Source organism: Fibrobacter sp., from assembly GCF_045112255.1.
Lineage (GTDB): Bacteria > Fibrobacterota > Fibrobacteria > Fibrobacterales > Fibrobacteraceae > Fibrobacter.
On record NZ_JBGUHR010000029.1, the window covers coordinates 38616 to 63475 of the forward strand.

Sequence of the window (24860 nt, forward strand, 5' to 3'; positions counted from 1 at the left end):
TTTGATTCAAAAAACACAAATATGGATACTCGTGGATGGCGGCTTGCTGTCAGAATATTTCTATTTTTGGTTCGTTCTTTGTAGTCGTTGTTTTAGTGTTTTTGGAAGACCCTGATGATTAGTATTACTAAGCTTTTGATGGACACCCCGAATTTCGGGGATTCTCTTCGTTATGAACCGCGTGCCCACGAATCCAAGAACGGTGTGGGCCCGGGCCGTGGTCCGGTGGTGGTGTGGAACTGCACCAAGACTTGCAACCTGAAGTGCGTACATTGCTATGCCCGTTCAGAGGCTATCAAGTACCAGAACGAACTTTCACACGAAGAGGGAATCAAGCTCATTGATCAGCTCGCAGATTTCCATGTGCCGGTGATTTTGTTCAGCGGTGGCGAACCGCTTTTGCGCCCGGACTTTTTCGAACTCGCAAACTATGCGGCAAGCAAGGGCATCCGTCCGACGATTTCGACGAACGGCACCTGCATCACGCCGGATGTGGCTCAGAAACTCAAGGCGATGGGCGTGGGCTATGTGGGCATTAGCCTGGATGGATGCGAAGAAACTCACGACAAGTTCCGTGGTAAGCAGGGTGCTTACCAGATGGCTTTGCGTGGAATCCGCAATTGTGTGGCAACGGGCCAGAAGGTCGGGCTCCGCTTCACGATTACAAAGTATAACTATCAAGATTTGAACGCCATTTTTGACTTGCTCGAAGCGGAAAACATTGATAGAGTTTGTTTCTACCACCTTGTCTATAGCGGTCGCGGAAGTGCAATGGTCGATAACGACTTGAATCACGAAGAAAGCCGCAAGGTGATGGACTTGATTATTGATCGCACTTTGGACTTTAAGAAGCGCGGCGTAAACAAGGAAATTTTGACGGTCGACAACCACGCCGATGCCGTTTATCTGTACCAGCGCATGAAACGCGAAGACCCGGAACGCGCGAAGATTGTTTTGGATTTGATCCAGCGCAATGGCGGTAACCGCAGTGGTATGGCGTTTGGCAATATCGATAGCATTGGCAATGTGCATCCGGACCAGTTTACGCAATATATCACGCTCGGAAACGTTCGCGAACGCAACTTTGGCGACATTTGGACGGACGAATCGAACTCGATTATGGCGGGTCTTAAGAATCGTAAGCCGATTCTCAAGGGTCGTTGCCCGAATTGCAAGTTCCTGAATTTGTGCAATGGCAATTTCCGTACGCGTGCCGAAGCCGTGACTGGCGACTTCTGGGCCGAAGATCCGGCTTGCTATTTGACCGATGAAGAAATTGGATTATAAAAGTAGGCAGTAGACAGTAGGAAGTAGGCAGAGTAATTCGAAATTAGGAATTGCTGATGAGTCATCCTGAGTATGTTGCTTTTGCGTCATTCTGAGGACCGAAGGGACGAAGAATCCAGTTATTTTAATGAATGATTTAAGTCAAAAACTTCTTGCGATTATTCAAGACGGCTTTCCGTTGGTGGAACGCCCGTATAAGGCGTTTGCGGAAATGTTGGTTGTCTCAGAACAAGAAGTTTTTGATGAAGTTGAGAAAATGCGCGCATCCGGCGTAATTCGCCGTATCGGTGGCGTGTACGATTCCAAGAAACTCGGCTTTATTTCGAGACTTTGTGCGGGAAAAGTGCCGACGTCGGAATGCGATTTTGCGGCAGAACCACATGCGCATACGCCGATGGAAAATTTTGCTTGCATCGTGAATGATGAACCTGCGATTACGCACAATTACATCCGCAGTCACGAATACAATGTTTGGTTTACGGTCATTGCCGAAAATGAATCCGCAATCCAGACCGTTGTGGATCGCGTTTGTGCGAAAACGGAATTGCATGACGTTCACGTTCTCACCGCTACCAAGAAGTTCAAAATCAATACGGTGATGTCATTAGACGAGAGACGAGAGACGAGAGACGAAAGAGGCGAGAGTGCCCCGGCTTTGCGTCGTTCAGACAACTGTGCCATACGTCATTCTGACAACCGAAGGTTGGAAGAATCCAGTAATTTCTTGCGAACCCTTTCCGAAGCGGACCGCACCCGTATCCACATCGCTTGCGACGACATTCCGCATTCACTCACTCCGTTCAAGGATTGGGGTGTTTCTTGCGATGAACTTCGCGAAGACCTTGCTACTAAACGTATGCGCCGCTTTGGTGCAATCCTCCGTCATCAAGAAGCGGGTTTCCCCTGCAATGCGATGGTTTGCTTTAGGTCAGACGAGAGTCGAACAACGAGCGACGAATGTGAATTGAATGAAATGCTCGCGGAATCTCGTCATTCTGACAACTTGGCTCCGCGTCATTCTGAGGACCGAAGGGACGAAGAATCCAGTAAAATTAAAGCTCTTGCAAAAAAGCATTTTGTTTCGCACTGTTACGAGCGCCCGACTTTTGAAAATTTTCCTTACAATTTGTATGCAATGATGCATGCGCAGACGCCCGAAGAGTTGGACGGTTTCATCAAGGAATCCGTGGCTTTGCTCGATAACCCGGAATACGTCGTTCTCCATTCCCTCAAGGAACTCAAGAAAACGAGCTTTAGATTTTTTGCTTAGTTCAATCTTTTCTATCTTTGGGCTATGCGCAAAATTTACATGGCAGGCATGAGCCACAAGGTGGCTGAAATCGCAATTCGCGAAAAATTTTATATCACGATGGATGTAAAGACGGAAGCGTTAACGCATTCTCCGTTTGATGAACTTTTGATTTTGGCTACGTGTAACCGTACGGAAGTCTATGTGGCTAGCGACCGCGAAATTACGGATGGTGAACTCGTTCGTTATGTGTGTGGACTTGCCCGTCAAGACTACGATGATTTTACGAAGTTCTTTTATTTTAAGTCGGGAGACGATGTTGCGCACCATGTGATGAATGTGTGTGCGGGTCTTGATTCTGTCGCCATGGGTGAGGATCAGATTCTGCACCAGATTGGTCGTGCGTACGAAACGGCGCACCAGCTGAATGCAACTGGCAATACGCTGAACAAGCTTTTCCAGAGCGCCATTCACACGACAAAGCGCATTAAGACCGAGACGAACTTGAGCAAGCTCAGTTGCAATATTCCGTTCTTGGCGATGAAGCAGGTGCAGAAGACTTTTGACGATCTTGAAAATCGTAGCGTGTATATCGTGGGACTTGGCGAGATGGGTTCGCTGATGCTCAAGTATGTGCAAGAGAATACGACGAAGATTTTTGCGAGTAGCAAGACTTTTGCGAATGCCGAAAAATTTGCGGATGTGCTTACGCCTGTAAAGTTTGAAGACCGCTACGATGTACTTGGCAAGTGCGATGTCGTGATTCTCTGTAGCGCTTGTCAGGAACCGATTGTCACAAAGGATGAATTTATTAAGGCTATTCAGGTCGCGGAATCTGCTGAATTCGCTCAATCAAAACGATTGATTATTGATCTGGGCAGCCCGCGCAATGCTGAAGCTTCTATTGGCGATCTTCCGGGCGTTGAATATGTTTGCGTTGATGATCTTGAAAAAATTGTTTCTGAAAATCGCCGCTTGCGCATGATTGAACTTGATGCCGCTCAGAAAATCTTGAAAGAAGGTCTCGACGAATTTTTGCATTGGAATCGCATGGATGAAGTCTCCAAGCAAATTCATCTGCATGCCGAAAAGATGCTTACGACGGCAAATGAAGAGTCGGAAAAATTGCTGCGTTCAATGCCTGATCTTTCGGAAGATGACCGCCACCGCATCCAGATGATGTATGAGCGGTTTGCGAAGAAAATGGCAAATGATTTTTTGTATAAAGTCAAGTCTGAAAATTCGCCCGAAGACGTTCAGGTGTTCCTCAAGTGCTTGGATTCGAAATCTAGCCACGCCGCACTTGATGCGGAATCTCCTAGAAATTAGAGGAGGCTTGCTGTGAGTGACTTGAAATTACGTATCGCAACGCGCAAGAGCGCTTTGGCTTTGGCCCAAACAACGATGGCTGCCGACGCTATCGGCGTGCCTTATGAACTTGTCTCCATGACAACCGAAGGCGACCGCCGTTTGGACAAGTCGCTGGCGAGCTTTGGCGGCAAGGGCGTGTTCATCAAGGAACTGGAAATTGCACTCCTCGAAGGTCGTGCGGATATTGCGATTCATAGCTTGAAGGATATGCCTGCCGAGGTGCTGCCGCAGTTCAAGCTTGCGGCAGTCCTCAAACGTGAAGACCCGCGAGATGCATTCCTTTCTCGTGGTGGTGCCGCTGGAATCCGCTTTATGGATTTGCCTGCGGGCGCTCGCGTGGGAACGGGAAGCATTCGCCGTGTGGTGCAGCTCAAAGCGCTCCGCCCGGATTTGGAATATGTGCCAATTCGCGGAAACATCCAGACTCGCATTGGCAAACTTGCAGAACTTGATGGCGTTGTGCTTGCGGCGGCGGGCCTTAAACGTATGGGCCTTGCAGACCAGGTGACGGAATATTTTAGCACCGAACGTGTTCTCCCCGCCAGCGGTCAGGGAATCCTTGCAATTGAAACGTTGAATGATGAAACTGCCCAAGAATCGCGCGGCATTCGTCATCCTGAGCGAAGCGCGAAGCGCGAAGTCGAAGGATCTAGGCTGGCTTGTAACGAAATTTCGCAGATTCTCGCCCGTGCAAATGATGTCGCAACATTTTGCATTGCCTCTGCTGAAATGGCTTATTTAAAGGCTCTCAATGCAGGCTGCCAATTCCCGGTGGCAAGTTTTGCGGAATTTGTTGATAGTGCTGAAAATCGCGGCGCTCGTGAATCCAGCATACACGAATCTAGCGCTTGTGACGCATGCGAAGGTGATGCGCGGACCTTGAAAATCCGCGGCATTTACTGGGATGAAAATTCTAGCCGTTTGCTTCGTGCAGAAACTTCGAGTGCAATTGATTTGAACTCTGCGGACTCTGTCCAACAAGCCAAGAATATTGGCATAGCCCTTGCCCGTGAAATTCAAAAACAACTGTAACTAGCAATCTTGTATCGATAAAAAAATCCCGCGCATTTTGAATGCGCGGGCATTACTTTGTATAGTCAAACCTTTTCGTCATTGCGAGTTGCAAAGCAACGTGGCAATCTATACATTACTTCTTTTCTGGTTTCGACACGACTGGCTTGATGCGTTTGCCGCAGAGCGTCACGATGATTCCTGCCTGTGCGAACATGTAATAAGCCGTATCGCGGCTGTTGTTCAGCGTGGACTTCGGATCGTAATCGTCCTTGGTCACGAATACTTCGGCAACGCCCGAAAGGCTAATGTCCAATGAGCAGCGTTCGCACGGGAATCCAATCACGTAGAGCTTGGATCCGGCAGGAACTTTTCCGCGTGCATAGTGGAGCGCGTTGATTTCTGCGTGGACCATGAACGGATACTTGTTCGCTTCGAATTCGTGGTGGCTTAAAAGTTCGCCAGAGTCGGCGTCCAGCAAGTCGTAAGCGAGGCGCTGCTTTTCGCGCGTGTATGGAACGGTCTCGTCGTCGAATCCGGCGGGAGCGCCGTTGTAACCCGTGCTGATAACGCGCCCGTCGGCGCTCACAAGAACGGCACCCATTTGGGTATTCTGGTCTTTGGAAAGGCGTGCCTGGGCACACATCATCTGCGTATAGACTTCGTCGCGGAGCTTTGATCTAGAACTATTCATACTAAAAAATATAGGCAAAATTTTAATGGCGAAGTTTTTCTAAATTTGGTTTCGATGGAAAATTCGAATCATTTTGGCAAAGTTTATTTGATTGGCGCGGGCCCGGGCGATCCTGGGCTTTTGACCGTGCGTGGAAAGTCGATTCTTGAAAAAGCCGATGTTGTGGTTTACGATCGTTTGGTTTCACCGGGAGTGCTCTCATTATGTAATCCGAAAGCAAAGATGGTGGATGTGGGCAAAATGCCGACGCACCACAAGGTGAAACAGTCCGAAATCAATAAGCTCTTGGTGAAATTTGCACTTGAAATGCCGGGTGCGACTGTTGCTCGACTCAAGGGCGGTGACCCGTTTGTGTTCGGTCGTGGTGGCGAAGAGGCGTTGGAGCTTGTCGCTGCTGGCGTCGAATTTGAGGTTGTGCCGGGCGTGACTTCTGCCATTGCTGTTCCTGCGTATGCGGGCATTCCCGTGAGCCATCGTGGAATTGCAACAAGTTTCCATATCATCACCGGTCATGAAAAATCAGACGAGAGAACGCTCGCTGGCTCGCTACAGACGAGTGACGAGAGTGTGTGTTATTCTGAGCGGAGTAACGCGGAGTCGAAGAATCTCTCTCTTGACTTCGAAACTCTCGCGAAGTGCCAGGGAACACTCATCTTTTTGATGGGCATTGCCAATATGGACTTTATTGCTCGTCGTTTAATTGAGTGCGGCAAGGATCCGAAGACCCCGCTTGCTTTTATCGAAAAAGGGACAACCCCGAACCAGCGTACCGTTATGGCGACGCTTGAAACTGCGGGGGAGACCATTGTCCGTGAAAACGTGACGGCACCCGCAATTACGATTATGGGTGGAGTGGTTGAACTAGGCAAGACTCTTGCGTGGAAAAAGAATTTGCCGCTTTCGGGCAAGCGCTTGGTTGTAACTCGTGCTGCAAAACAATCTAGTGGGATTACTGCTCGACTGACAGCCCTTGGTGCCGAAGTCATTGAAACTCCGATGATCGAAACACGGGATCTTTTCCCTTGTTGTCATGCCGGACTCCGTTCCGGCATCGCCAATTCTTCTGAAAATAAGGTCGCTGAGCCTGTCGATTTCAAATCTCTCGCGAACTATAACATTCTCGCTTTCACGAGTACGAACGGTGTAGAAAGCTTTTTCAAGCAGTTGTTCGCTGCGGGTTATGACGTACGCGTTCTTGCGGGCAAAAAAATTGCAAGTGTCGGAAAAATCACCGAAAAGAAAATGCTTGAATACGGCATCCGCTGCGATTATGTTCCTGAGGACCACACCGGCGAAGGACTTGGTTTGTTGCTACAAAAAGTGGTTGGCGACGAATCTCGCGTTCTTCTTTTGCAAGGCAATCTCGCAGACGATACTTTGCTCAAACTCTTGCCGAAAGCAACCCGCTGGACAGTTTACGAAACACTCCCGGTCGCTGAACTCCCGGATTGGAAACGTGAAGCCATCGCCTCTGCTGATGCCATCGTCTTCGCTAGCTCTAGCGCTGTCGAAAATTTCTCTCGTCTCTCGTCTGTAGGGCAAAGCCCGTTCTCTCGTCTAAGTTTCTGCATAGGTTGCATGACTGAAGCTTCTGCGAAAAAGCATGGCTTTGAAACGGTCACCTCCGACGAAACAACGATGGATTCGCTTGTCAAAAAAATCGTGGAGTATTATACGATGGGGGAGAATGCTTAATGAAGGCCATTCTTATCATAGCTCATCATTGCATTTTGCCGGGTGCGTACAAAGGATTCGAAGAAATCCTTGACCGCTTGCACCATGATTTGCCGGGTACGCGTGTCGCAAGCACGAGCTTGTTGGATTTGGAAAATGATCTTCGTACGCTTTTGCGCGAAGATGTGGAGTCGGTAACGCTTCTGCCGTATTTGCTGTTGAACGGTCAACATTCGAAAAATGATGTGCCGCGTGTTGTTGCAAAATTGCAGGCTGAATTTTCGCAAATTCCGATTACGCTTTTGCCTTGCCTCGGCGATTGGAAAGAATTTTCGAGTATGGTTGTCTGTGGTATCCGCAATGCACAGAATGAATGTGAACACGTCATTGCGAGCGAAGCGAAGCAATCTACCTTCTCGCAAAAACACTCTCTCTTCTCCATCGAGCTGAATCTCGAAGGACGTAATGTTCTCGTTGTGGGTGGAGGCCGCATTGCGCTCCGCAAGGTGAAAACGCTTATCCCGACAGGTGCTCACATCACAGTAGTCGCTCCGCAGTTCGACCCTGAATTTTCTCTCGTCTCTCGTCTCTCGCCTCTCGTCTTAAAACAGCGTCCGTACGAACCGCTTGACTTGCGTTGCGTTTTCATGGTCTTCATTTGTACCGATCAGCCTGCTGTCAATGCGCAAGTTTCTAACGATGCCCGCGCTCGTCGCATTCTCGTGAATAACGCTTGCGATTACCTTGATGGCGATTTCATTGTGCCCGCCCGCATGGACTTTGGCGAAAACATTGCCGTGACTGTCTCCACGCAAGGCCGCGCCCCCTCGCTCGCCAAGAAGCTCAAGCAAAAGATTCAGACCGATTGGGCCGAAGACCTAATGCAAATTGAAAAAGATTTCAAAAAGGAATAGTTATTATGATTATTCGTCCTCGTCGTTTACGTAGAAATGAAGTTATCCGCAACATGGTTGCAGAAACTGCAGTAAATACTGATGCCCTCGTTTACCCGATGTTCGTGGTTGAAGGGACCGGCGTCAAAGAAGAAATTCCGTCCATGCCGAACCAGTTCCGATTCTCGATTGATGAAATCTTGAAGGAACTTGAAAGCTGTGTGGCGCTTGGCATCAAGTCCATTTTGCTGTTCGGCATTCCGAATCACAAGGACGAGATGGCGACTTCGGCATACGATAACGATGGCATTGTGCAGCGAGCCGTGCGCGCTATCAAGGCAAAGTTCCCGAATTTGTATGTGATTACGGATGTGTGCCTTTGCGAATATATGAGCCATGGTCATTGCGGTATTGTCAAAGATGGCGATGTGGATAACGATCCGACGCTTGAACTTTTGGCAAAGACTGCTGTTTCTCAGGTGGCTGCCGGTGCCGATATGGTCGCTCCGAGTGATATGATGGACGGTCACATTACGGCTCTCCGCGAAGCTCTTGACAATGCTGGCTTTACGAACACGCCGATTATGGGTTACAGCGCGAAGTTCGCAAGCGCTTTCTATGGTCCGTTCCGCGATGCTGCTGATTCCGCTCCGCATTTTGGCAACCGCAAGAGCTACCAGATGGATGTGCGCAATGGTCGCGAAGCACTCCATGAAGTGGAACTCGATCTTGAAGAAGGTGCAGATATCGTGATGGTAAAGCCGGGCCTCGCATTCCTTGATGTGCTTCGCCAGACGGCTGAAATCAGCAATGTGCCGGTCGCTGTGTATAACGTAAGTGGAGAATATTCGATGGTTAAGGCCGCTGCAAAAATGGGCTGGATTGACGAAAAGGCTATTATCCGTGAAAATATGATTGCATTCAAGCGCGCTGGTGCCGATATCATCATCACGTACCATGCCAAGGAAATTCTTGAAAATAAGATTCTGTAAAAGGATGCTATCATGAAAGAATTTGATTTGTTCTTGAAAAATCTTGGCGTTTCAAACGCTCTTGCTCAGGACATCATTGAAATTGCGACCGTGCTTATCGCTATTGTCATTGTCTTGGCGATTGTCAAGTTTATTCTTGGTTTTGCCATTAAGAAAGGCGCTGACGAGTCGGTGAAGCCGCTACTTTATTCGCTATTCTCTTATGCGATTTATATTGTCGGCTTGCTCATGATTCTGCACATCCTCGGTGTGAACACTGCAGGAATCGTGACCGTGATCGGTGCAGCCTCTCTTGCTATTGGCCTTGCTTTGAAAGATACGCTTGGCAACATTGCTTCGGGAATCCTCTTGCTCTTCCTCCATCCGTTCCGTGCTTCGGACTATATCGAATGTGGTTCCTTGAAGGGAAAAATTGTGGGCGTGGGTCTTTTCAACACGACGCTTATTTCGCTGGATGGTCTTTACGTTTCTGCTCCGAATAGCACTTTGTGGGGTTCGCCGATTATAAACTATAGTCGCAATCCGACTCGCCGTTTGGATTTGTCTTTTGGCATTGATTATGCTGATTCTGCGGAAAAGGCGATGAACGAAATGAAGCTGCTTGTCGATAGCGATCCCGATGTCTTAAAAAATCCGGCTCCAGCATTCTTTGTCTCTGCGCTTGAGGATAGCTCGGTGGCGGTCAATTTAAGAATTTGGGTTAATACATCCAAGTATTGGGATATGCGTTGCAAGTACATGAAGCAAGTCAAGGAACGATTTGACGAAGTCGGCATTTCCATCCCGTTCCCGCAGCGCGTGGTACATATCGTAAAAGAATGAGAGCGCTGCTAGTTATTTGAGATTTTAAGGTAATTTATATGAACCACTCTTTAAGCGAAAAGTTGTTTGCAGAAGCAAAGACGCTCATGCCGGGTGGCGTGAACAGCCCTGTTCGTGCGTTTAGCAATGTGGGGGCGACACCTCCGTTTATCAAGCGAGCCAAGGGCAGCCACATTTACGATGTGGATGGTAACGATTACATTGATTATGTGGGCAGCTGGGGTCCGATGCTCTTGGGCCATGCGCACGATGCTGTAATCAAGGCTGTTGCCGACACGGCTCAGAATGGCCTCAGCTTTGGCGCTCCGTGCGGTTTGGAATCGGAACTTGCGAAGCTCGTGATGAGCCTTGTGCCGAGTGTCGAGATGATTCGCATGGTGAACAGCGGAACTGAAGCGACGATGAGTGCGATTCGTGCGGCACGCGGTTTCACGGGTCGCGATAAGATTGTGAAGTTCGAAGGCTGCTACCACGGCCATAGCGATAGCTTGCTCATCAAGGCGGGTTCGGGAATGCTCACGACGGGCAAGCCGAGCAGCAAGGGTGTGCCTGCGGACCTCGCAAAGTACACGATCACGCTCCAGTACAACGATGTGGCTGGCGTGAAGGAACTTTTCGATAAGATTGGTGACGAAATCGCTGGCGTGATTGTTGAACCGGTGGCGGGCAACATGGGCGTTGTGCCTGCGAAGCCTGAGTTTTTGCAGACGCTTTCGGATGAAACGAAAAAGCATGGCGCATTGCTCATTGTCGATGAAGTCATGACCGGTTTCCGCGTCGGGATTCATTGCGCACAAGGTCTCTATGGCATCAAGCCGGACCTCACGACTTTTGGCAAGATTATTGGCGGTGGTATGCCGGTGGGTGCATACGGCGGTTGCTTGGATGTGATGCAGCAAATTGCTCCTCTCGGCGGAATTTATCAGGCAGGCACACTTTCTGGAAATCCGGTGGCGATGGCGGCTGGCCTTGCAACGATGCGTGAACTTTCAACGCATCCTGAACATTACGTGCATGCCGAAGCAATGACGAAACGCTTGATTGTGGGACTCAAGTCCGCAGCAACTGAAGCGGGAATCCCGCTTGCGACAAACCAGGTCGGTTCCATGGGCTGCATCTTCTTTACCGAAGGGCCGGTCACATGCTTTGCCGATGTGCAAAAGTCCGACTTGGAACTCTTCCGCCGTTACTTCCTCGGAATGCTCGACGAAGGATTCTACTTTGCGCCGAGCCAGTTCGAAGCCATCTTCGTGAGCGCTGCTCACACCGAAGATGAAATCGACCGCACCATTGAAGCTGCCCGAAAAGTCTTTAAAATGCTGTAGTTCTGGAATGTTAAATTTTTATTATTTATTTTGATTGAATTATGTTATATATTATGGGTATCATAATCAACAAGATGGAGAATAAAAATGAAAAAAATCATGATTCTTGCAGCTATTGGAAGTGCGGTCGTTCTCTCTGCTTGCGCTGCCGCTTCTAAAGCCTCGTCGGTTGTTACTGATGCCAGCGATTGTACGGTTTCTAGTACCGATAACTCGGCTACAGCCACAACGAAAGGTGGCTCCGTTACATTCACGCAGACTGAAAACGGTTATTCCATGACCTATGGCGGCGTTCTCAGCTCCCTTGAACCAAAGGAATTTGATGTAAAGGTGGGTAAGGAACAGCTGCTTGATATGGCGAACAAATACTGCGCTGATAACAAGTAAAGTTAAAAAAAAATCCGACTTCTTCAGAAGCCGGATTTTTTAATGTCGTCCGCCCGTCTGCGACGGTGCGGTTTTCAGTTATTTCTCGTCAGACTTTTCGCTTGCGGCGTTTTCCGCATTCGCTTCGTCCGGTGCAGTCACATTCTCGGCGGTATCCTTATCGCGGATGGTCGCGCGTCGAATCTTTCCGCTGATTGTTTTCGGCAGTTCCGTCACAAAGTCAATGATGCGCGGGCTCTTGTAGCTTGCGGCGATGTTCTTTGCAAAGAGCTGGATTTCCTTCGCAAGTTCCTTGGAGGCTTCATAGCCTTTCTGCAAAACGACCGTTGCCTTGACCGCCTGACCGCGAGACTTGTCCTCAACGCCCGTGACTGCAACTTCCAAAACGGCAGGGTGCTTGTGCAGCACTTCTTCCACTTCGAAGGGGCTGATGCGGTAGCCAGAACTCTTGATCAAGTCATCGGTACGACCCACAAACCAGAAGAATCCGTCCTTGTCGCGGTAAGCCGTATCGCCAGTGTGATACACGCCGCCTTCAAAGACTTTCTCGGTGCGTTCGGCATCGCGATAGTAACCGCCGAACATGCCAAAAGGCTTGCCCTGGTCAATCTTGATGATCAGTTCTCCGACTTCATCGGCGGCGCAAGGTTTGCCTTCCGCATTGATGATTTCCATCTGGTAACCCGGTGAGGGCTTGCCGATAGAACCCGGGTGCGGTTCGCTAAAGCCAAAGTTACCCGTCGTGAGCGTGAGCTCAGTTTGTCCGTAGCCTTCCTGCATGCGGATGCCTGTCTGCTCGAAGAACCTGTTGTAAATATCCAGGTTCAACGCTTCGCCTGCGGTCGTGCAGTACTGCAAGCTCGAAAGGTCGTACTTGCTGAGGCCATGCTGCAAAATGTAGCGGTACACCGTCGGCGGTGCGCAGAATGTCGTCACCTTGTATTCCGCCATCTTCTCGAGGAGCTTGCCCGGGATGAACGTGGTCATGTCGTAAGTGAACACGGCACTCCCTGCAATCCACTGCCCGTAAATCTTGCCCCAGAGAGCTTTGGCCCAGCCTGTTTCGGCGACGGTCAAATGGCGACCTCCGTTCACAACGTGCTGCCAGTACTTGGCGGTCACAATGTGTCCGAGCGGGTACGTATAAGTGTGTGCCACCATCTTCGGGTTTGAACTTGTGCCGCTCGTGAAATAGACGATCATGATGTCGTCGTTATGCGTAGCGGCGTCGCCAACGGGGCGTTCAAACGTCGATGGGAAAAGTTCATAGTCGTCGTAGAAGCTAATCCAGTTCTGGCGAGCAGTCTGGCCGACAGTCACGAGCTTTTCGACCGATTCGCACTTGGATTTTGCCTTGTCCACTTCCTTTTGCAAGGCGGGATCGTCGTATGTCACGACCATCTTGATTTCTGCAGCGTTGAAGCGGTATTCCAAATCTTCTGCAGCGAGCATGTTCGTTGCCGGGATCGCAATCGCGCCAATGCGGTGCAGCGCGAGCAAGAAAAACCAGAATTCGTAGCGGCGACGCAAAATGAGCATCACGCGGTCGCCCTTCTGGATTCCCTGTTCTACTAAGAAATTCGCCGTGCGCTGGGAAGCAAGCGACAAGTCCTTGAATGTGAAAATGTGGCTTTCGTCGTTATCGTCGCACCACACGAGGGCTTCGCGCTTAGGCTCTGTCTTGGCGTATTCGTCAACAACGTCGTAAGCGAAGTTAAAATCGTTCGGAATCGTTATCTTAAAATTTTTATACAAATCTTCATAAGACTTGTAATCAATTTTAGATAGAAACTTATTTATAATCATCTGTGCGAAGTCCTGAAATTACAAGTCCTTGTACATGATTTTTTCGCGCATGGTCGAAATGTAGCGGACCATGTTCAAAATGCGCTTTTCGCCAATCGTCCTGAAGTCTTTATCGTGAAACACCAGACGATGGACTCCACCTGGCAGGAGCATACGGAGGCAGGCGTAGGTCTGTGCAATACCGAGGAGCGGAGTTGGCAAAATCGAGAAGCTAAGCGTTGCAGAGTTCGTCTTCTTGATGTTGCCTTTGACCTTCTGGTAAATGCCGTGGAAATCTTCGTAGTAGTCGAAAATTTCAAGAGCCTGTTCCTTGAGGTACTTGTTGCCAAACCAGACCGGCGGGATAAAGCCGGAGGGCTTGCCGCTGCCGTGAGCCTTCCAGAGGGCGAGGCTGCGCTTGAGGAGCGCCTGCGTGAAGCGCTCGTCGATGCCTGCAAATTCTGCTTCGTTGTTCGAAACGAGGAGCGCGAGCTTGCCTGCAATGCTACGGTTCAGCGAGAGGTCTGCGCGGTGACGTGCACCGTGGAGCATGATCTCGTAGCCTTCCTTGACGAACTTGTCGAGTTCTTCGCGGAACTGTTCGGCTTCGGATTCCGGGGCTGCGCCAAATGCGGGGATGACCGCAATGCTGATGGGGGAGCCAGCCGCTTCTGCAAGCTTTCTAATCTGGACGGACGCCTTCTTGAAGTTGTTCACGCTAAAGCTGTGGTAGCAAAGGATGAACTTCTTCTTCTTCTGGAAGGTCGCTTCGGCCGCTTGGATGTCGGCGATATCTTTATTCTGTTCCATAAGCTACTCTTGTTCCTTAGTTTTTGTGGAAACTTCTTCGTCCAACTTCTGCGAAATGAAGAGGTGGTAGAAAAAGAACAGTATGGCACTGCAAATGGTTGCTTTAATCCAGGATTTGAAAAGCCAATCAGACATAGCGGCTCCTTTGTTTAATCTTTAAACTTTTTGATGACGACGATACCGTTGTGACCGCCAAAGCCAAGCGAGGCAGACACTGCAACATCGATGTTCCCTTCGACGCCCTTGTGCGGCACGTAGTCGAGGTCGCATTCTGCGTCCGGGTTGTCGAGGTTGATGGTGGCGGGGTAGAACGAATCGCGGATGGCAAGCGTGCTAATCATCGCTTCGATAACGCCTGCTGCACCGACGCAGTGGCCGGTCATGCTCTTGGTGCTAGAGACCTTGATCTTGTAGGCGTGTTCGCCGAGCGCAATTTTCAGCATTTGCGTTTCGGTGAGGTCGTTTAAATGCGTCGAGGTACCGTGGGCATTGTAGTAGTCCACATCCGTCGGGGCGATGCCTGCGTCCTTCATGGCCTTGATCATGGCCTTTGCGCAAGTTTCTCCACCCGGGCGCGGGCTTGTGATGTGGTAAGCGTCAGCAGAAGAACCGTAACCGGCGACTTCGGCGTAAATCTTTGCACCGCGAGCCTTGGCGTGTTCGAGTTCTTCGAGCACGAGAATCGCGCCTGCTTCACCCATCACGAATCCGCTGCGATCCTTGTCGAACGGGCGGGATGCCTTTTCGGGAGCGTCGTTGAACTTGTCGGTGAGGGCGTGCATGCCCGCAAAGCTCTTGATGGAGTAGTCCGTGATGGCGCTTTCGGAACCGCCGGCGAGGCAGACGTCAAGCCTGCCCGAGCGGATGGCGTCAAGGGCAACGCCGATGGCGTCCGTGCCGGAGGCACAGGCGGTGCAGACAGTCCAGGCTGAGCCTGTGATTCCAAGTGCGATAGAGACGTTTGCGCATGCTTCGTTGGCAATCAGTTCGGGCATGGCAAGCGGCGAGACGCGGCGGCGGCCACCTTCGAGATACTTGCAATAAGTTTCTTCGACAACGTCCATGCCGGCAAGGCCGTTACCAGCGACAATGCCAGTCGTATCCTCGGCGAGCATTTCGCGGCTGAGGCTTGCGTCCTTGACCGCTTCGTTAGCGGCGGCAACGAGGAACTGCGTGAAGCGGGCCATGCGGCGGGCTTCCTTCGGGTCGATGCCGTGTTCTTCGGGCTTAAAATCCTTGACTTCTGCCGCGATTTTCACCGGGCAGTTCGAAGCATCGAACAATGTGATCGGGCCGATGCCGCACTTGCCTGCCTTGATGGCGTTCCAAAGTTCGGGGGCGGACTTACCTACGGGGGTCACCGCTCCCATACCAGTAATAACAACTCTTCTTCTATTCATAAAAATCTACAGTGTCATTCCCGCCTCAGAGCGGGAATCTCCTTTTCGGATCGTTCTGTTTTAAGATAGTATTTTTGCGATAGTAACGGTAATTATATAGTGTTATAATGGGTTATATTGCAAAAATGACGTGAAAATAAGGCTTATTTTTGAAATTATTTTGTTATTTTATGATAAAAATTAACCTCTCGAAGGAGAAATCATGAAAAAAGTCGTTCTTGGTACTTTAATTGTGGCGGCTGCACTTTTTACAGGTTGTGAAGATGTCAAGGAAGTTACATCCTGTGATCTGAAGGGTAATGTTTTTGGGTATGATGTGCATGCGTGTGTGGAATCTGAAGATGATGCTTATATTAGAGCGGCTTGTACAAGCGAATATACTGGATTTTTGGGCTCGTCTTCCGTATCTTCAGCAGTTGTTAGTTCTGGTTGCTCGGGGCAGGCTACGAAAATCTGTAACTCCGTCCAAAATGGTGTAGAATTGACTTTGTATATGTATGGACCTGCGTTTAAGAATGCCGATTGTAAAAAATATGAAGATTATGCTCATAAGTGAGCCTAGTTAATTTGTAGGTTTTTCTGAAGATTATTGTAAAAAGAATGAACATGCAATATGGCAAATTGGCTTTTTTTTGAGAATTTTAGACGTGTAATGTAAATTTTTATAAATGATTATCGTGAGTTTATTGTTTTTTTTATAAATAATTTGTAATTTTTGCACAAATGTTATACACCAAAAAAGGAATTAATATGAAAAAAGTTGTTCTCGCTGCTGTGATTGCTTCTGCTGCTATTTTTGCAGGTTGCGAACTCAAGGCTGTTGATGATGTCACGTCCTGCGATGCAAAGGCTGACGTTTTGGGCTTGGTCTCTGTTCATCAATGCTTTGAATCCACAAATGATGATTTTGTCAAGAGCCAATGTGCTGATGCTCGTTCTCAATATACTCTCCTTGGCGGCTCTGCTAGAGTTGGCTCTGGCTGCTCTGGTAGCGCAGCAAAGGTTTGCGATTTCCGCGTCGATGGCACGGCTGTCACGTTCTATCTTTATGATCAGAACTCTGCAGCGAAGTCTTGCGACGAAGTCAGAGATAGTTTTGAAGACTAATTTGTCGTTATAGCTTTGATAACATTTTACCCGGCTTTTATTGAGCCGGGTAATTTTTTTAAAAGTTGTACATTTTTCTGTTCTGAAAAGAGATCAGGTCTGGTGACTGGTTCTGCAATCACATCTTGCGATAATTATAACTAAAATTGACGATGATCGTTCTTTGATGTGCCCGGTTGTAAAACCGGGCATTTTCTATATTTGCTGGCGTAAAAAACAATTTGAATGAGGTCTATGGCATGATCGTCTCTTGGATGACAACGAATAAGTGTAACTTGACGTGTAAACACTGCTATCAGGACGCAGGCGAAAACAAGTCTGCCGAACTCACGACATCAGAAGCGCTCAAGCTCATCGACGAGATTGCGAAGGCCGGATTCAAGATCATGATTTTCAGCGGTGGCGAACCGATGACCCGCCCAGACATCGTGGAACTTGTGGCCCATGCCCGCGAACGCGGACTCCGTCCGGTGTTTGGCACGAACGGAACGCTCATCACGCACGACCTCGCCATCAAGCTCAAGGAAGCTGGCGCCATGGCGATGGGCATTAGCGTCGATAGCATCGATCCTAAGCGCCATAACGATTTCCGCGGCCTCCCGAACGCTTTTGAACTGACCTTGATGGGCATCGAGAACTGCAAGGCGGCTGGCCTCCCGTTCCAGATTCATACGACAATCATGGACTGGAACCAGAGCGAAATCTTTGACATCATGGACTGGGTCAAGGAAATCGGTGCCGTGAACCACCAGATATTCTTCCTCATTCCGGTCGGTCGCGGCAAGGAAATCGAAGGCCATGCGCTCCGCGTTGCCGAATACGAAGGTCTCCTCCGCAAGATTATGGAAAAGAGCCGTACGCTCGGCATCCCGGTGAAACCGACTTGCGCTCCGCAGTTCCTCCGCATTGCAGACCAGCTCGACATCAAGACGCGTTACAGCCGTGGCTGCCTCGCGGGTCTTGACTACTGCATCGTAAGCCCGATTGGCAAGGTGCGCCCCTGCGCTTACATGATGGAAGAAGCGGGCGATGTTCACGACACGCCGTTCGACGAAATCTGGGCGAATGCCGAAATCTTCAAGCAATTGCGTACAAAGGCTTACAAGGGCGCTTGTTCCAAGTGCAAGTTCAACGACCGTTGCGGCGGCTGCCGTGCCCGTGCCGCCTACTACCATGACGGCGACTACATGCAAGAAGACTCCTACTGCGCATACGGAAGAGGGCTGAAGTAGACGAGAGAACGGCCCTGCGGGCCTACAGACGAAAGATGGGGCGTCATCCTGACGACCTTGTCATCCTCGAAGCGAAGCGTAGGGGAACCATTATTTCTCGTATCTATGTTCGGGAGGAAGGATCCAGTCGCATTTTTTACTGTGTCATCCTGAACGGTTTTTCGTAGGAGTAAACGATGAGAGAATTTTTTAATTTATGCAATGAAGATATGGCTTGGTTGGTCTTCGTTATCAATGGATTTGTAATTTTTTTCTTGACGGATGAAGGAAATTTCACGAATAATCCATCCATAAAGTGGAAAGCTCGTTTTCTCATTTTACCTGTAATTTTTGGAGAAATGTGCCTTCTTTGTAGAAATCTCCCTTGGGATTTTGAATATACAAGTATGAGGATTGCTTTATCTTTAGTATCTTGGTATACCTTTCTTTTCCCACTTAAAAAACAAAGAAAATAAATCCTAGTATGAACAACGTAACCGATAACAGCGCAAATCTATCTTCTGAAATTTCACTGGATCCTTCGACTTCATCACTTCGTGATTTCGCTCAGGATGACAAATCACGCTCGTCTTTTTCTCAAGATGATGAACGTTTTATGCGTATGGCACTTCGCCAGGCGCAGATTGCTTTTGACATGAAGGAAATCCCGATTGGTTGCGTTATTGTTAAAGACGGAGTCGTGATAGGGAAGGGCTACAATCAGGTTGAACAGCTCAAGGATGCGACCGCCCATGCCGAAATCATCGCGATTGGTACTGCCGCAAGCACACTTGACAACTGGCGTCTGGATGGCTGTACGCTTTACGTGACGCTTGAACCATGCCCCATGTGCGCTGGCGCTATCCTCAACAGTCGCGTTTCCCGCATTGTTTACGGTTCCCCGGATTCTCGTTTTGGCGGCTGCGGCACGACGATTGATGTCATTACCGGCAATGCCCTCAAGCGCGCGGTAGAAGTCACGGGCGGCGTTCTTGCAGACGAATGCCTTGGCCTTTTGAAAGGCTTTTTCCAGCAGATGCGCCTCGAAAAAGGCGACTCCGGCAATAAAGGCGACCGCGCTTAAGCCTTTTACGCCGCATTTTCTTTCGTCTCTCGTCTTTCGTCTCTCGTCTAATATCTATATTCAATGCATGAATTTTACCAAGTTTAGCGCTATTTCTGCGCTCTCTGTTGCGCTTTTTTGCCTTTGTTCCTGCGAACGGAACGAGATTCATCTTTCTTTTAACACGCAAACCGTTTCACCGCAGACATTCGTTCTCGAATCGACGTTGAACGCAAGCATTCCTGGCGATTCCGTTAACGAACCCGAATCCATGCGAACTCACGTGAATGTTCGCAGTACGATGAGTCTCCTCATGTCGTATGACGATGGCTCGGGCCGCTTCGAAATGAAAATCGATTCCGTCGATTACACAAGCGACAAGCGCTCTGTCGATGAATTCCGCAATATCGAAAAATATTTATCCATTCAGAATTTCCAGTTCAAGCTCGATCACGATGGCGTCATCACGGACCCGACCATCGAAAACGCGCTTGATATGCCGTCCGAAGATGACCTGAACCTCATTCCGCTTTTCTTGAAGGCTCAGCCTCTTCTCCCTGAAAAGCCGGTGAAGCTTGGTGAATCCTGGGAACGCCAGATGCCGATTTTCGGCAAGGGCAATAGCTCTACGACTGTTTATAAAACGTTCACGTTGCAGGACGTTTTCCTCCAGGATGGCGTTCGCATGGCTAAAATCCACATGGGCGTGAAATACCTTGAACTCCCGGATACGACTTCGAATTTGCAGCTGAAGAGCAGCGACTATGTCGTGGGCGATGGCATGGTTCTCTTTGATGTCACTCATGGAATCATCTCATCTGCTGAAATGAATCTCGTGGCTGTTATTGATGTGTGCGATCTCGTCGCCGGTGATACGCTTTCGAGCATGAATGTCAATCAGAAAATCACGTTGAGGAACATTCAATGAAAAATTTAATCCGTTCCTCTCTTGTGGCTGTAGCGGCAGTTGCCTGTGCGGCTGTTGCTTCTGGCATGCCGTTTCCGGTTGCCGAAAATAACAAGGTCTTTTTGCAAGAAAAAGACAGCCCTTATGTGCTCGAACAGGGCGTGGTTGTCGCTGCTACAGATACCCTAGTCATTGAACCGGGCGTGACTGTCTTGATGGGCGAGTTTGCAAAGCTCATGATTCAAGGTTCGGTAAAAATTGCAGGTACGAACGATAAGCCCGTTATTTTTAGTGGTGCGGATTCTGTGGCGAACTGGAATGGGTTTCACATCATGTCCAGTACGGTGCCTTTTGAAATCAAGAACTTGACTGTCGAGAATGCTTTCCGCAATACGATTTTCCGTTCTACGGGAACTCTCGAAAACGTCAATTTCTTCAATAACTATTATGGCCTCTGGGTCGATGAAAGCCCCAATGTGACGCTTGCTCGTTGCACGTTTGCACACAACCGTTACGCCTTGTCTGTGAGGGCTGGTCGTGTCGTTTCGAACGGCACAAGCATCTCCGAAAACGTCTATGGTCTTTATCTTGAAACTGCAGGCAAGCTTGATGGCGATACGGACTTGATCCGCAACAATCAGGAATCTGATATCCGCAGTGAAGCCGCCGATTTGAAGACTAGTAAAAAGCGCGTCCGCCGCAACGTGTGGCATAACATTGAAGCGCGTTTCTAAGAGGTAGTCGTGGAAGAAGCTTTCCGTAGAGCCATACGTAAGATGACAGGGGCAAGCGTTCGCTTGGCCGTGCGTCCGAATCGCTCGGCTATTGTGGCGACGCTTTCTCAGTCCATGATGGTCACGTGGTCGATTGCGCTCTTTGAACATCTCGATGCCATGCTTAACAATCCATCTGCAAACGTCGGCGGTTCCGAACTGATCTCGTACAGCGAGTCTGCCTGGAAACTTTGCGAATCGGGGTTCCCGCAGATTTTCAAGGATTGCGAAAAACTTTATAGCGAGTTCCGTGCGAAGTGGATCCAGCGTTTCTCGACCGATGAAGTCTTGCGCCTCTTGCTCGAAGGTGGCGATTTCTTAGTCCACGACGAAGAAAAGGGCTGGGCACTCACGGTTAAGAACAACAAGCAGGACATCAATAACTTTTATTCGGCAACGATCCACTTGCTGGTAAGCGATGCTGAACCGTTGTTTGTGCGTATGCATGGCCGCGTGATGCAGTTGCAAGAAAAGCTCTGCAAGTACTGGCTTTCTGAAAGTGCGGTGGACCCTGTGTCGAAGCTCTTGCCGTGCCTAGAAGCCTCGCTTCGCGAAAAAGAAAATGCCATGGTGGTCTCGCTCCGTACGTCCTTGAATTCGCTTGCGAAAAAGCGTTTTGCGGCGGCATTTGCCTCTAAAGGTCCGGTGCGTTATTATTCGTCCGCGATGTCCTGTGCACGCAATGTGGGCCGCTACTGGAACCCGCATTACGCATACGAAAACTGCTTTTTGGCTTTTACGGATGATTTTTGCGATTACGCCCAGGGGCTTACGACTCAGGTTATCGAATGGTACCAGAGCAAGTGGTCCCTTTTCCTTCGCGGGTTCTCTCGCGGTCAGTTGAACTTGTTTGAAACAGTCGCTCCTTATCAAGCGCAGAATGTGTAGGTAAAAAATGAAAAATGCATTCAATACGATTCTAATTTTGACGGTGGTGGGTTTTGTAGCCCTTATCGCAGGCGCTCTCTACTTTGGCGCCCCGGCATTTGGCTGGATCATCATGATCGCCATCATGGCTGTTTACTTGGTGGAGCAATTTTCTGCTATTCGCAAGATGAGGCAGATTATCGCCGAAGACGAAATCATCGATTCTTGCGAAAAGGATAACGCTTATCCAGAACCGGGAACGGGTGTCGTTGCAAAAAGAATTGAACTTGCAAAGCGTCTGTTGCAAAAGAACATCCGCCTTGATTCCCCGATTGCCTTTGATGTGCTTTCGTCGGGTTCTTCGATCCAGCTCAATCGTAGCGTAGGTTCAACGGTCATCCTCCTTGGCCTTATGGGTACGTTCTTCGGCCTTATGCAGTCTGTCGCAACCGCTGGTGGCGCAATTGACAATTCTACGACGCAAGGGACGCTCGATACGATCCAGGTGCTCTTCCAGAATATGAAGGGCATTTTCGGTACTAGCCTTTGTGGTTTGTTCGCCGCTTTGATTTTGAGCGCAAGCCGCACGGTGCTTAGCTCCAAGCGCGATGAATTCATGGCGCACCTCGACACCTTCACGCTCGACATGCAAGAAGATGAAAGCGCAGAAGGCGTGATTGAAGAAGACAAAAATGAACTCGAACGCCTCTTTGATTCAGTTGAAAAGAATTTGTCCGTAATTGCTTCTTCTGTGAAGGAAGGCCTGGCTGGCGTTGTTTCGATGGTGGGCGAGGAACTCTCTGCCATGACTTCAAAGCTGAACCAGGATGTTGTCGAATCTGTCCAGAAGGTTTCTACGGAAATGACGACGTCGATTAAGACGGTCAATGATTCTCTCGCTGGTGCAGTGGCGAATATGAATGAATCGACGCAGAAGTTTGGTGAACTCGTTGGCGCTTCTGTGACGAACGCTTTCAGCCCGATCAATGAAAATATCGGTGCGCTCTCCAAGTCCGTTGAGGCAATCCCCTCGAAGCTCGACGATAAACTCAATGGTATTTCTGCTGCATTGAATGCAAGCCTCGATGGTCTTTCTGCCGGTGTCAAGAGTTCGCTCGACGGTGTGGCTTCTGATGTCAAGGCTGGCCTCGATGGTGTTGCTGCTGATGTTAAGGCTGGGCTTCAGGATGTGGCGAAGGGCACGATGGATGTGGCATACCTTACTAAGGATGCGATGGACGAAGCTTCCAAGAGCATCGGTGATTCCGTTGCTGAACAGGTCAAGCAGTCCAGCGAACAGTGGGAAAGCTTTATGCAGCGCCTCGAAGACAAGACGACCGCCAATGTGGATTCTCAGCGCGAAGGTCTCGAAACGCTCAAGAACGTGGCTCTCCAGGTTGCCGAAAAGGCTCAGGCTGGTTCTGCAGAACTTTCGCAGAATGTCTCCGAAAAGCTCGGCGCCCTTTCTTCCGATATTCTCGGCGCATTTCAGAAGCTTTCCGAAACGTCGAGTGTGCTTCTCGAAGCGCAAAAGGCTCTCACCGAAAGCATCGACAACCGCGTGGTCAAGGAAAAAGAAGCGACGGACGCTCTTGGCGGAAACATCGTGGAAACCGCAGAACTTATGCGCGTGAACCAGTCCGAACTCAGCGCGAACCTCGAAATGCTGCGTAGCGGTCTTGAAACGATTCTCGAAAAGCTCTCCGGCGATACCGCAGAACACGAAGAAGAAGACAACTTTGTCGAACACTTGAACCAGTCTCTCGAAGCCTTCCACGAACGCGCGAGCGAAGTGCTCATGGAAAATGCGGTCAAGACTCAGGAAATCTTGCTCGAAGTTCTCGAACAGACACAGCGTTCTGCAATCCCCGCTCAACCTAAAGCTGAAGGTTAATCATGCGTCGCAATAGAGACGAAAATAGCAATCCATGGATGGCGTACACGGACTTGGGCGTGGCCCTCGTTTCGCTCTTTATCCTTGCGTTTGTGGCGATGGCGACCCTCAAGGAACAGAAAGCGGAAGACTTAACGCGTACCGAAGAAGAAGTGCTTAGCTGCCAGGAACAGATGCGTAAGATTGCGGCTGAACGCAATGCGCTTTTGTCCAAGAGCTTGCAGACTTCTATTGAAGCAGGCCTTATCGCGCTTGAAGATGGCAAAATCCAGATCCAGGCGAGTTTCCTTTTCCCGATCAACGGCGCAAACCTCACCAAGGAAGGCGAGGGCGTGATTCGTGGCATCAGCAAGGGCCTTCTCGAAGCGCTTGATTCTACAGACGTGATCATGGTGAGCGGCTTTACGGACGACATTCCGTTTAGCGGCTCGACTTCCTATACGAACTGGAACCTTTCTACGGAACGTGCCGTGAACGTGGTCAAGATGCTCGTGAAAATGGGCTTCCCGCCCGACAGGCTTTTTGCCGCAGGCTTTGGCGAACACCGTCCGAAGTATCCGAACGATAGCGATGAACACCGTCGCTTGAACCGTCGTGTGGAAATCGGCGTGACTCCGCTCCAGTCGAACAAAACAGCAGAGGTGACGCCCTAATGGAAGAGCTTGCCGAAAAACTATCTGGAATCAAGGAGAGTATTGATGCCATTCGCAAGACTGGCAAGCTTTCGCATTGGCGGATGGTTTATGCGGATACGCTTTGCACACGTGCCCAGGAATACGTGGCTGTGGATCGCTACCCTGAGGCAAAGCTCGTTGCAGAAAAACTCGAGCGCTGGATTCAGGCGCACAAGCCTGCTCTCGAGACGAACAAGGCCGATTCGCGCCCTCCGATGATTTTCTGGAATGTGGATTTGCTGAACAAGATTGTTGCACGAATCCGTTCGACTCTTGAAACGAAGAAAATGCTTGTTCCGGCGACCGAGCGCGATTCCATCAACCGCCGCCTGAATCTTGTAGAAACTTGGATACAGAAGGGCGAGTTCCTTGTCGCGCACGATGAACTATTGGCGCTCCGCAGTGCTCTGATTGCGCGACTCCGCCGAAGCTACCGTGCCCGAGTTGTCGCAACCTCTGCTTATAGCGGTGGCTTTGTCCAACCGACAAGTTCTATGGTCGGCCTGTACAACTCGCTCCATACGCTCGAAGAAACGTTCCACATTGTGGGCGAACATGACCCGATCTGGATCGAAGACTTCCTCGAAATTTACAACGATTTGTTCAGAATCGTGGATAGATTAGTACCCCAGGAAAAAAAGTAATTGTATATTATTCATAGCTA

The 24860-nt window shown here is 49.6% G+C and carries 26 protein-coding genes; 21 read left to right on the plus strand and 5 right to left on the minus strand.

All coding sequences use genetic code 11. The annotated features are described in order from the left end of the window. The first annotated feature begins 114 nt into the window (after nucleotides 1–114). From nirJ1 to hemC, 4 genes are all read left to right on the plus strand, one after another. Entirely contained in the window at nucleotides 115–1287 is a 1173-nt protein-coding gene (nirJ1, locus tag ACJMM9_RS03125; RefSeq protein WP_405323775.1) for a putative heme d1 biosynthesis radical SAM protein NirJ1, read from the plus strand. A 127-nt stretch (nucleotides 1288–1414) separates the two neighbouring features. Then, entirely contained in the window at nucleotides 1415–2557 is a 1143-nt protein-coding gene (locus tag ACJMM9_RS03130; protein ID WP_405323777.1) for an Lrp/AsnC family transcriptional regulator, read from the plus strand. Between the two features lie 24 nt (nucleotides 2558–2581). Beyond that, nucleotides 2582–3865, plus strand: a complete 1284-nt coding sequence (gene hemA / locus ACJMM9_RS03135) for a glutamyl-tRNA reductase (protein WP_405323779.1) — start codon at nucleotides 2582–2584, stop codon at nucleotides 3863–3865. A gap of 12 nt (nucleotides 3866–3877) precedes the next feature. Further along, the gene (gene hemC, locus ACJMM9_RS03140) at nucleotides 3878–4939 is read left to right on the plus strand and encodes a hydroxymethylbilane synthase (protein WP_405323781.1); all 1062 of its coding nucleotides are present in this window, start codon (nucleotides 3878–3880) and stop codon (nucleotides 4937–4939) included. Nucleotides 4940–5054: 115 nt separating this feature from the next. Here the strand turns inward: hemC and ACJMM9_RS03145 are convergent, their stop codons facing one another. Beyond that, entirely contained in the window at nucleotides 5055–5612 is a 558-nt protein-coding gene (locus tag ACJMM9_RS03145) for a deoxycytidylate deaminase (RefSeq protein WP_405323783.1), read from the minus strand. 54 nt (nucleotides 5613–5666) lie between these two features. Here ACJMM9_RS03145 and cobA point away from each other — a divergent pair, with 54 nt between their 5' ends. From cobA to ACJMM9_RS03175, 6 genes are all read left to right on the plus strand, one after another. Further along, the gene (gene cobA, locus ACJMM9_RS03150) at nucleotides 5667–7307 is read left to right on the plus strand and encodes a uroporphyrinogen-III C-methyltransferase (RefSeq protein ID WP_405323785.1); all 1641 of its coding nucleotides are present in this window, start codon (nucleotides 5667–5669) and stop codon (nucleotides 7305–7307) included. Continuing rightward, on the plus strand, nucleotides 7307–8200 hold the full coding sequence (locus ACJMM9_RS03155) for an NAD(P)-dependent oxidoreductase (protein ID WP_405323787.1): 894 nt from the start codon (nucleotides 7307–7309) through the stop codon (nucleotides 8198–8200). The genes cobA and ACJMM9_RS03155 overlap by 1 nt, the downstream gene beginning before the upstream one ends. Before the next feature lie 5 nt (nucleotides 8201–8205). Then, on the plus strand, nucleotides 8206–9171 hold the full coding sequence (hemB, locus tag ACJMM9_RS03160) for a porphobilinogen synthase (protein WP_405323789.1): 966 nt from the start codon (nucleotides 8206–8208) through the stop codon (nucleotides 9169–9171). Nucleotides 9172–9183: 12 nt separating this feature from the next. Then, complete coding sequence (locus tag ACJMM9_RS03165) at nucleotides 9184–9993, plus strand: mechanosensitive ion channel family protein (RefSeq protein ID WP_405323790.1); 810 nt, start codon at nucleotides 9184–9186, stop codon at nucleotides 9991–9993. Nucleotides 9994–10031: 38 nt separating this feature from the next. Further along, on the plus strand, nucleotides 10032–11318 hold the full coding sequence (gene hemL, locus ACJMM9_RS03170) for a glutamate-1-semialdehyde 2,1-aminomutase (RefSeq protein WP_405323792.1): 1287 nt from the start codon (nucleotides 10032–10034) through the stop codon (nucleotides 11316–11318). Nucleotides 11319–11405: 87 nt separating this feature from the next. Next, nucleotides 11406–11705: a hypothetical protein gene (locus ACJMM9_RS03175; protein WP_088639669.1), complete on the plus strand. Its 300-nt coding sequence runs from the start codon at nucleotides 11406–11408 to the stop codon at nucleotides 11703–11705. Nucleotides 11706–11783: 78 nt separating this feature from the next. On the opposite strand, the gene ACJMM9_RS03180 is transcribed toward ACJMM9_RS03175, so the two are convergent. Genes ACJMM9_RS03180 through fabF form a run of 4 tightly spaced genes read right to left on the minus strand, consistent with a single transcriptional unit; the run spans nucleotide 11784 to nucleotide 15700 of the window. Continuing rightward, nucleotides 11784–13511, minus strand: coding sequence for an AMP-binding protein (locus tag ACJMM9_RS03180; protein WP_405323794.1), 1728 nt, complete (start codon nucleotides 13509–13511; stop codon nucleotides 11784–11786). A gap of 18 nt (nucleotides 13512–13529) precedes the next feature. Continuing rightward, nucleotides 13530–14300 carry a polysaccharide deacetylase family protein gene (locus ACJMM9_RS03185; RefSeq protein ID WP_405323796.1) on the minus strand — a complete coding sequence of 257 codons (771 nt, stop codon included), beginning with the start codon at nucleotides 14298–14300 and terminating at the stop codon, nucleotides 13530–13532. A 3-nt stretch (nucleotides 14301–14303) separates the two neighbouring features. Further along, complete coding sequence (locus tag ACJMM9_RS03190) at nucleotides 14304–14435, minus strand: hypothetical protein (protein WP_405323798.1); 132 nt, start codon at nucleotides 14433–14435, stop codon at nucleotides 14304–14306. A 14-nt stretch (nucleotides 14436–14449) separates the two neighbouring features. Next, the gene (fabF, locus tag ACJMM9_RS03195; RefSeq protein ID WP_405323799.1) at nucleotides 14450–15700 is read right to left on the minus strand and encodes a beta-ketoacyl-ACP synthase II; all 1251 of its coding nucleotides are present in this window, start codon (nucleotides 15698–15700) and stop codon (nucleotides 14450–14452) included. A 202-nt stretch (nucleotides 15701–15902) separates the two neighbouring features. On the opposite strand from fabF, the gene ACJMM9_RS03200 reads away from it, so the two are divergent. The 11 genes from ACJMM9_RS03200 (at nucleotide 15903) to ACJMM9_RS03250 (ending at nucleotide 24840) form a co-directional block, all read left to right on the plus strand. After that, nucleotides 15903–16256, plus strand: a complete 354-nt coding sequence (locus tag ACJMM9_RS03200; protein WP_405323801.1) for a hypothetical protein — start codon at nucleotides 15903–15905, stop codon at nucleotides 16254–16256. Nucleotides 16257–16450: 194 nt separating this feature from the next. Further along, complete coding sequence (locus ACJMM9_RS03205; protein ID WP_405323803.1) at nucleotides 16451–16807, plus strand: hypothetical protein; 357 nt, start codon at nucleotides 16451–16453, stop codon at nucleotides 16805–16807. Between the two features lie 239 nt (nucleotides 16808–17046). Next, nucleotides 17047–18039, plus strand: a complete 993-nt coding sequence (nirJ2, locus tag ACJMM9_RS03210; protein WP_405323805.1) for a putative heme d1 biosynthesis radical SAM protein NirJ2 — start codon at nucleotides 17047–17049, stop codon at nucleotides 18037–18039. A gap of 176 nt (nucleotides 18040–18215) precedes the next feature. Next, nucleotides 18216–18494 (plus strand): hypothetical protein, encoded by a 279-nt coding sequence (locus ACJMM9_RS03215; RefSeq protein WP_405323807.1) that lies wholly within the window; start codon nucleotides 18216–18218, stop codon nucleotides 18492–18494. A gap of 8 nt (nucleotides 18495–18502) precedes the next feature. Continuing rightward, a complete protein-coding gene (gene tadA / locus ACJMM9_RS03220) occupies nucleotides 18503–19102 on the plus strand; it encodes a tRNA adenosine(34) deaminase TadA (RefSeq protein WP_405323808.1) in 600 nt (199 codons plus the stop codon). 67 nt (nucleotides 19103–19169) lie between these two features. After that, nucleotides 19170–20009 (plus strand): hypothetical protein, encoded by an 840-nt coding sequence (locus tag ACJMM9_RS03225; RefSeq protein ID WP_405323810.1) that lies wholly within the window; start codon nucleotides 19170–19172, stop codon nucleotides 20007–20009. Beyond that, a complete protein-coding gene (locus ACJMM9_RS03230) occupies nucleotides 20006–20722 on the plus strand; it encodes a right-handed parallel beta-helix repeat-containing protein (protein ID WP_405323812.1) in 717 nt (238 codons plus the stop codon). The genes ACJMM9_RS03225 and ACJMM9_RS03230 overlap by 4 nt, the downstream gene beginning before the upstream one ends. Before the next feature lie 9 nt (nucleotides 20723–20731). Continuing rightward, nucleotides 20732–21649 (plus strand): hypothetical protein, encoded by a 918-nt coding sequence (locus tag ACJMM9_RS03235; RefSeq protein ID WP_405323814.1) that lies wholly within the window; start codon nucleotides 20732–20734, stop codon nucleotides 21647–21649. 7 nt (nucleotides 21650–21656) lie between these two features. After that, nucleotides 21657–23522 (plus strand): fimbrial protein, encoded by a 1866-nt coding sequence (locus ACJMM9_RS03240; RefSeq protein ID WP_405323816.1) that lies wholly within the window; start codon nucleotides 21657–21659, stop codon nucleotides 23520–23522. Between the two features lie 2 nt (nucleotides 23523–23524). Then, a complete protein-coding gene (locus ACJMM9_RS03245) occupies nucleotides 23525–24175 on the plus strand; it encodes an OmpA family protein (RefSeq protein ID WP_088639682.1) in 651 nt (216 codons plus the stop codon). Then, a complete protein-coding gene (locus ACJMM9_RS03250; protein ID WP_405323818.1) occupies nucleotides 24175–24840 on the plus strand; it encodes a hypothetical protein in 666 nt (221 codons plus the stop codon). Before ACJMM9_RS03245 ends, ACJMM9_RS03250 begins: the two co-directional genes overlap by 1 nt. Nucleotides 24841–24860 lie beyond the last annotated feature (20 nt).

Bases quoted from the DNA above. Each gene is read 5' to 3' on its own strand.
- fabF (WP_405323799.1), bottom strand. From the start codon at position 15,700: ATGAATAGAAGAAGAGTTGTTATTACTGGTATGGGAGCGGTGACCCCC.
- ACJMM9_RS03205 (WP_405323803.1), top strand. From the start codon at position 16,451: ATGAAAAAAGTTGTTCTCGCTGCTGTGATTGCTTCTGCTGCTATTTTT.
- ACJMM9_RS03200 (WP_405323801.1), top strand. From the start codon at position 15,903: ATGAAAAAAGTCGTTCTTGGTACTTTAATTGTGGCGGCTGCACTTTTT.
- ACJMM9_RS03245 (WP_088639682.1), top strand. From the start codon at position 23,525: ATGCGTCGCAATAGAGACGAAAATAGCAATCCATGGATGGCGTACACG.
- ACJMM9_RS03130 (WP_405323777.1), top strand. From the start codon at position 1,415: ATGAATGATTTAAGTCAAAAACTTCTTGCGATTATTCAAGACGGCTTT.
- nirJ2 (WP_405323805.1), top strand. From the start codon at position 17,047: ATGATCGTCTCTTGGATGACAACGAATAAGTGTAACTTGACGTGTAAA.
- ACJMM9_RS03165 (WP_405323790.1), top strand. From the start codon at position 9,184: ATGAAAGAATTTGATTTGTTCTTGAAAAATCTTGGCGTTTCAAACGCT.
- tadA (WP_405323808.1), top strand. From the start codon at position 18,503: ATGAACAACGTAACCGATAACAGCGCAAATCTATCTTCTGAAATTTCA.
- hemB (WP_405323789.1), top strand. From the start codon at position 8,206: ATGATTATTCGTCCTCGTCGTTTACGTAGAAATGAAGTTATCCGCAAC.
- ACJMM9_RS03155 (WP_405323787.1), top strand. From the start codon at position 7,307: ATGAAGGCCATTCTTATCATAGCTCATCATTGCATTTTGCCGGGTGCG.
- hemL (WP_405323792.1), top strand. From the start codon at position 10,032: ATGAACCACTCTTTAAGCGAAAAGTTGTTTGCAGAAGCAAAGACGCTC.
- cobA (WP_405323785.1), top strand. From the start codon at position 5,667: ATGGAAAATTCGAATCATTTTGGCAAAGTTTATTTGATTGGCGCGGGC.
- hemA (WP_405323779.1), top strand. From the start codon at position 2,582: ATGCGCAAAATTTACATGGCAGGCATGAGCCACAAGGTGGCTGAAATC.
- ACJMM9_RS03215 (WP_405323807.1), top strand. From the start codon at position 18,216: ATGAGAGAATTTTTTAATTTATGCAATGAAGATATGGCTTGGTTGGTC.
- ACJMM9_RS03240 (WP_405323816.1), top strand. From the start codon at position 21,657: ATGAAAAATGCATTCAATACGATTCTAATTTTGACGGTGGTGGGTTTT.
- nirJ1 (WP_405323775.1), top strand. From the start codon at position 115: ATGATTAGTATTACTAAGCTTTTGATGGACACCCCGAATTTCGGGGAT.
- ACJMM9_RS03230 (WP_405323812.1), top strand. From the start codon at position 20,006: ATGAAAAATTTAATCCGTTCCTCTCTTGTGGCTGTAGCGGCAGTTGCC.
- ACJMM9_RS03250 (WP_405323818.1), top strand. From the start codon at position 24,175: ATGGAAGAGCTTGCCGAAAAACTATCTGGAATCAAGGAGAGTATTGAT.
- ACJMM9_RS03190 (WP_405323798.1), bottom strand. From the start codon at position 14,435: ATGTCTGATTGGCTTTTCAAATCCTGGATTAAAGCAACCATTTGCAGT.
- ACJMM9_RS03185 (WP_405323796.1), bottom strand. From the start codon at position 14,300: ATGGAACAGAATAAAGATATCGCCGACATCCAAGCGGCCGAAGCGACC.
- ACJMM9_RS03225 (WP_405323810.1), top strand. From the start codon at position 19,170: ATGAATTTTACCAAGTTTAGCGCTATTTCTGCGCTCTCTGTTGCGCTT.
- ACJMM9_RS03145 (WP_405323783.1), bottom strand. From the start codon at position 5,612: ATGAATAGTTCTAGATCAAAGCTCCGCGACGAAGTCTATACGCAGATG.
- ACJMM9_RS03175 (WP_088639669.1), top strand. From the start codon at position 11,406: ATGAAAAAAATCATGATTCTTGCAGCTATTGGAAGTGCGGTCGTTCTC.
- ACJMM9_RS03180 (WP_405323794.1), bottom strand. From the start codon at position 13,511: ATGATTATAAATAAGTTTCTATCTAAAATTGATTACAAGTCTTATGAA.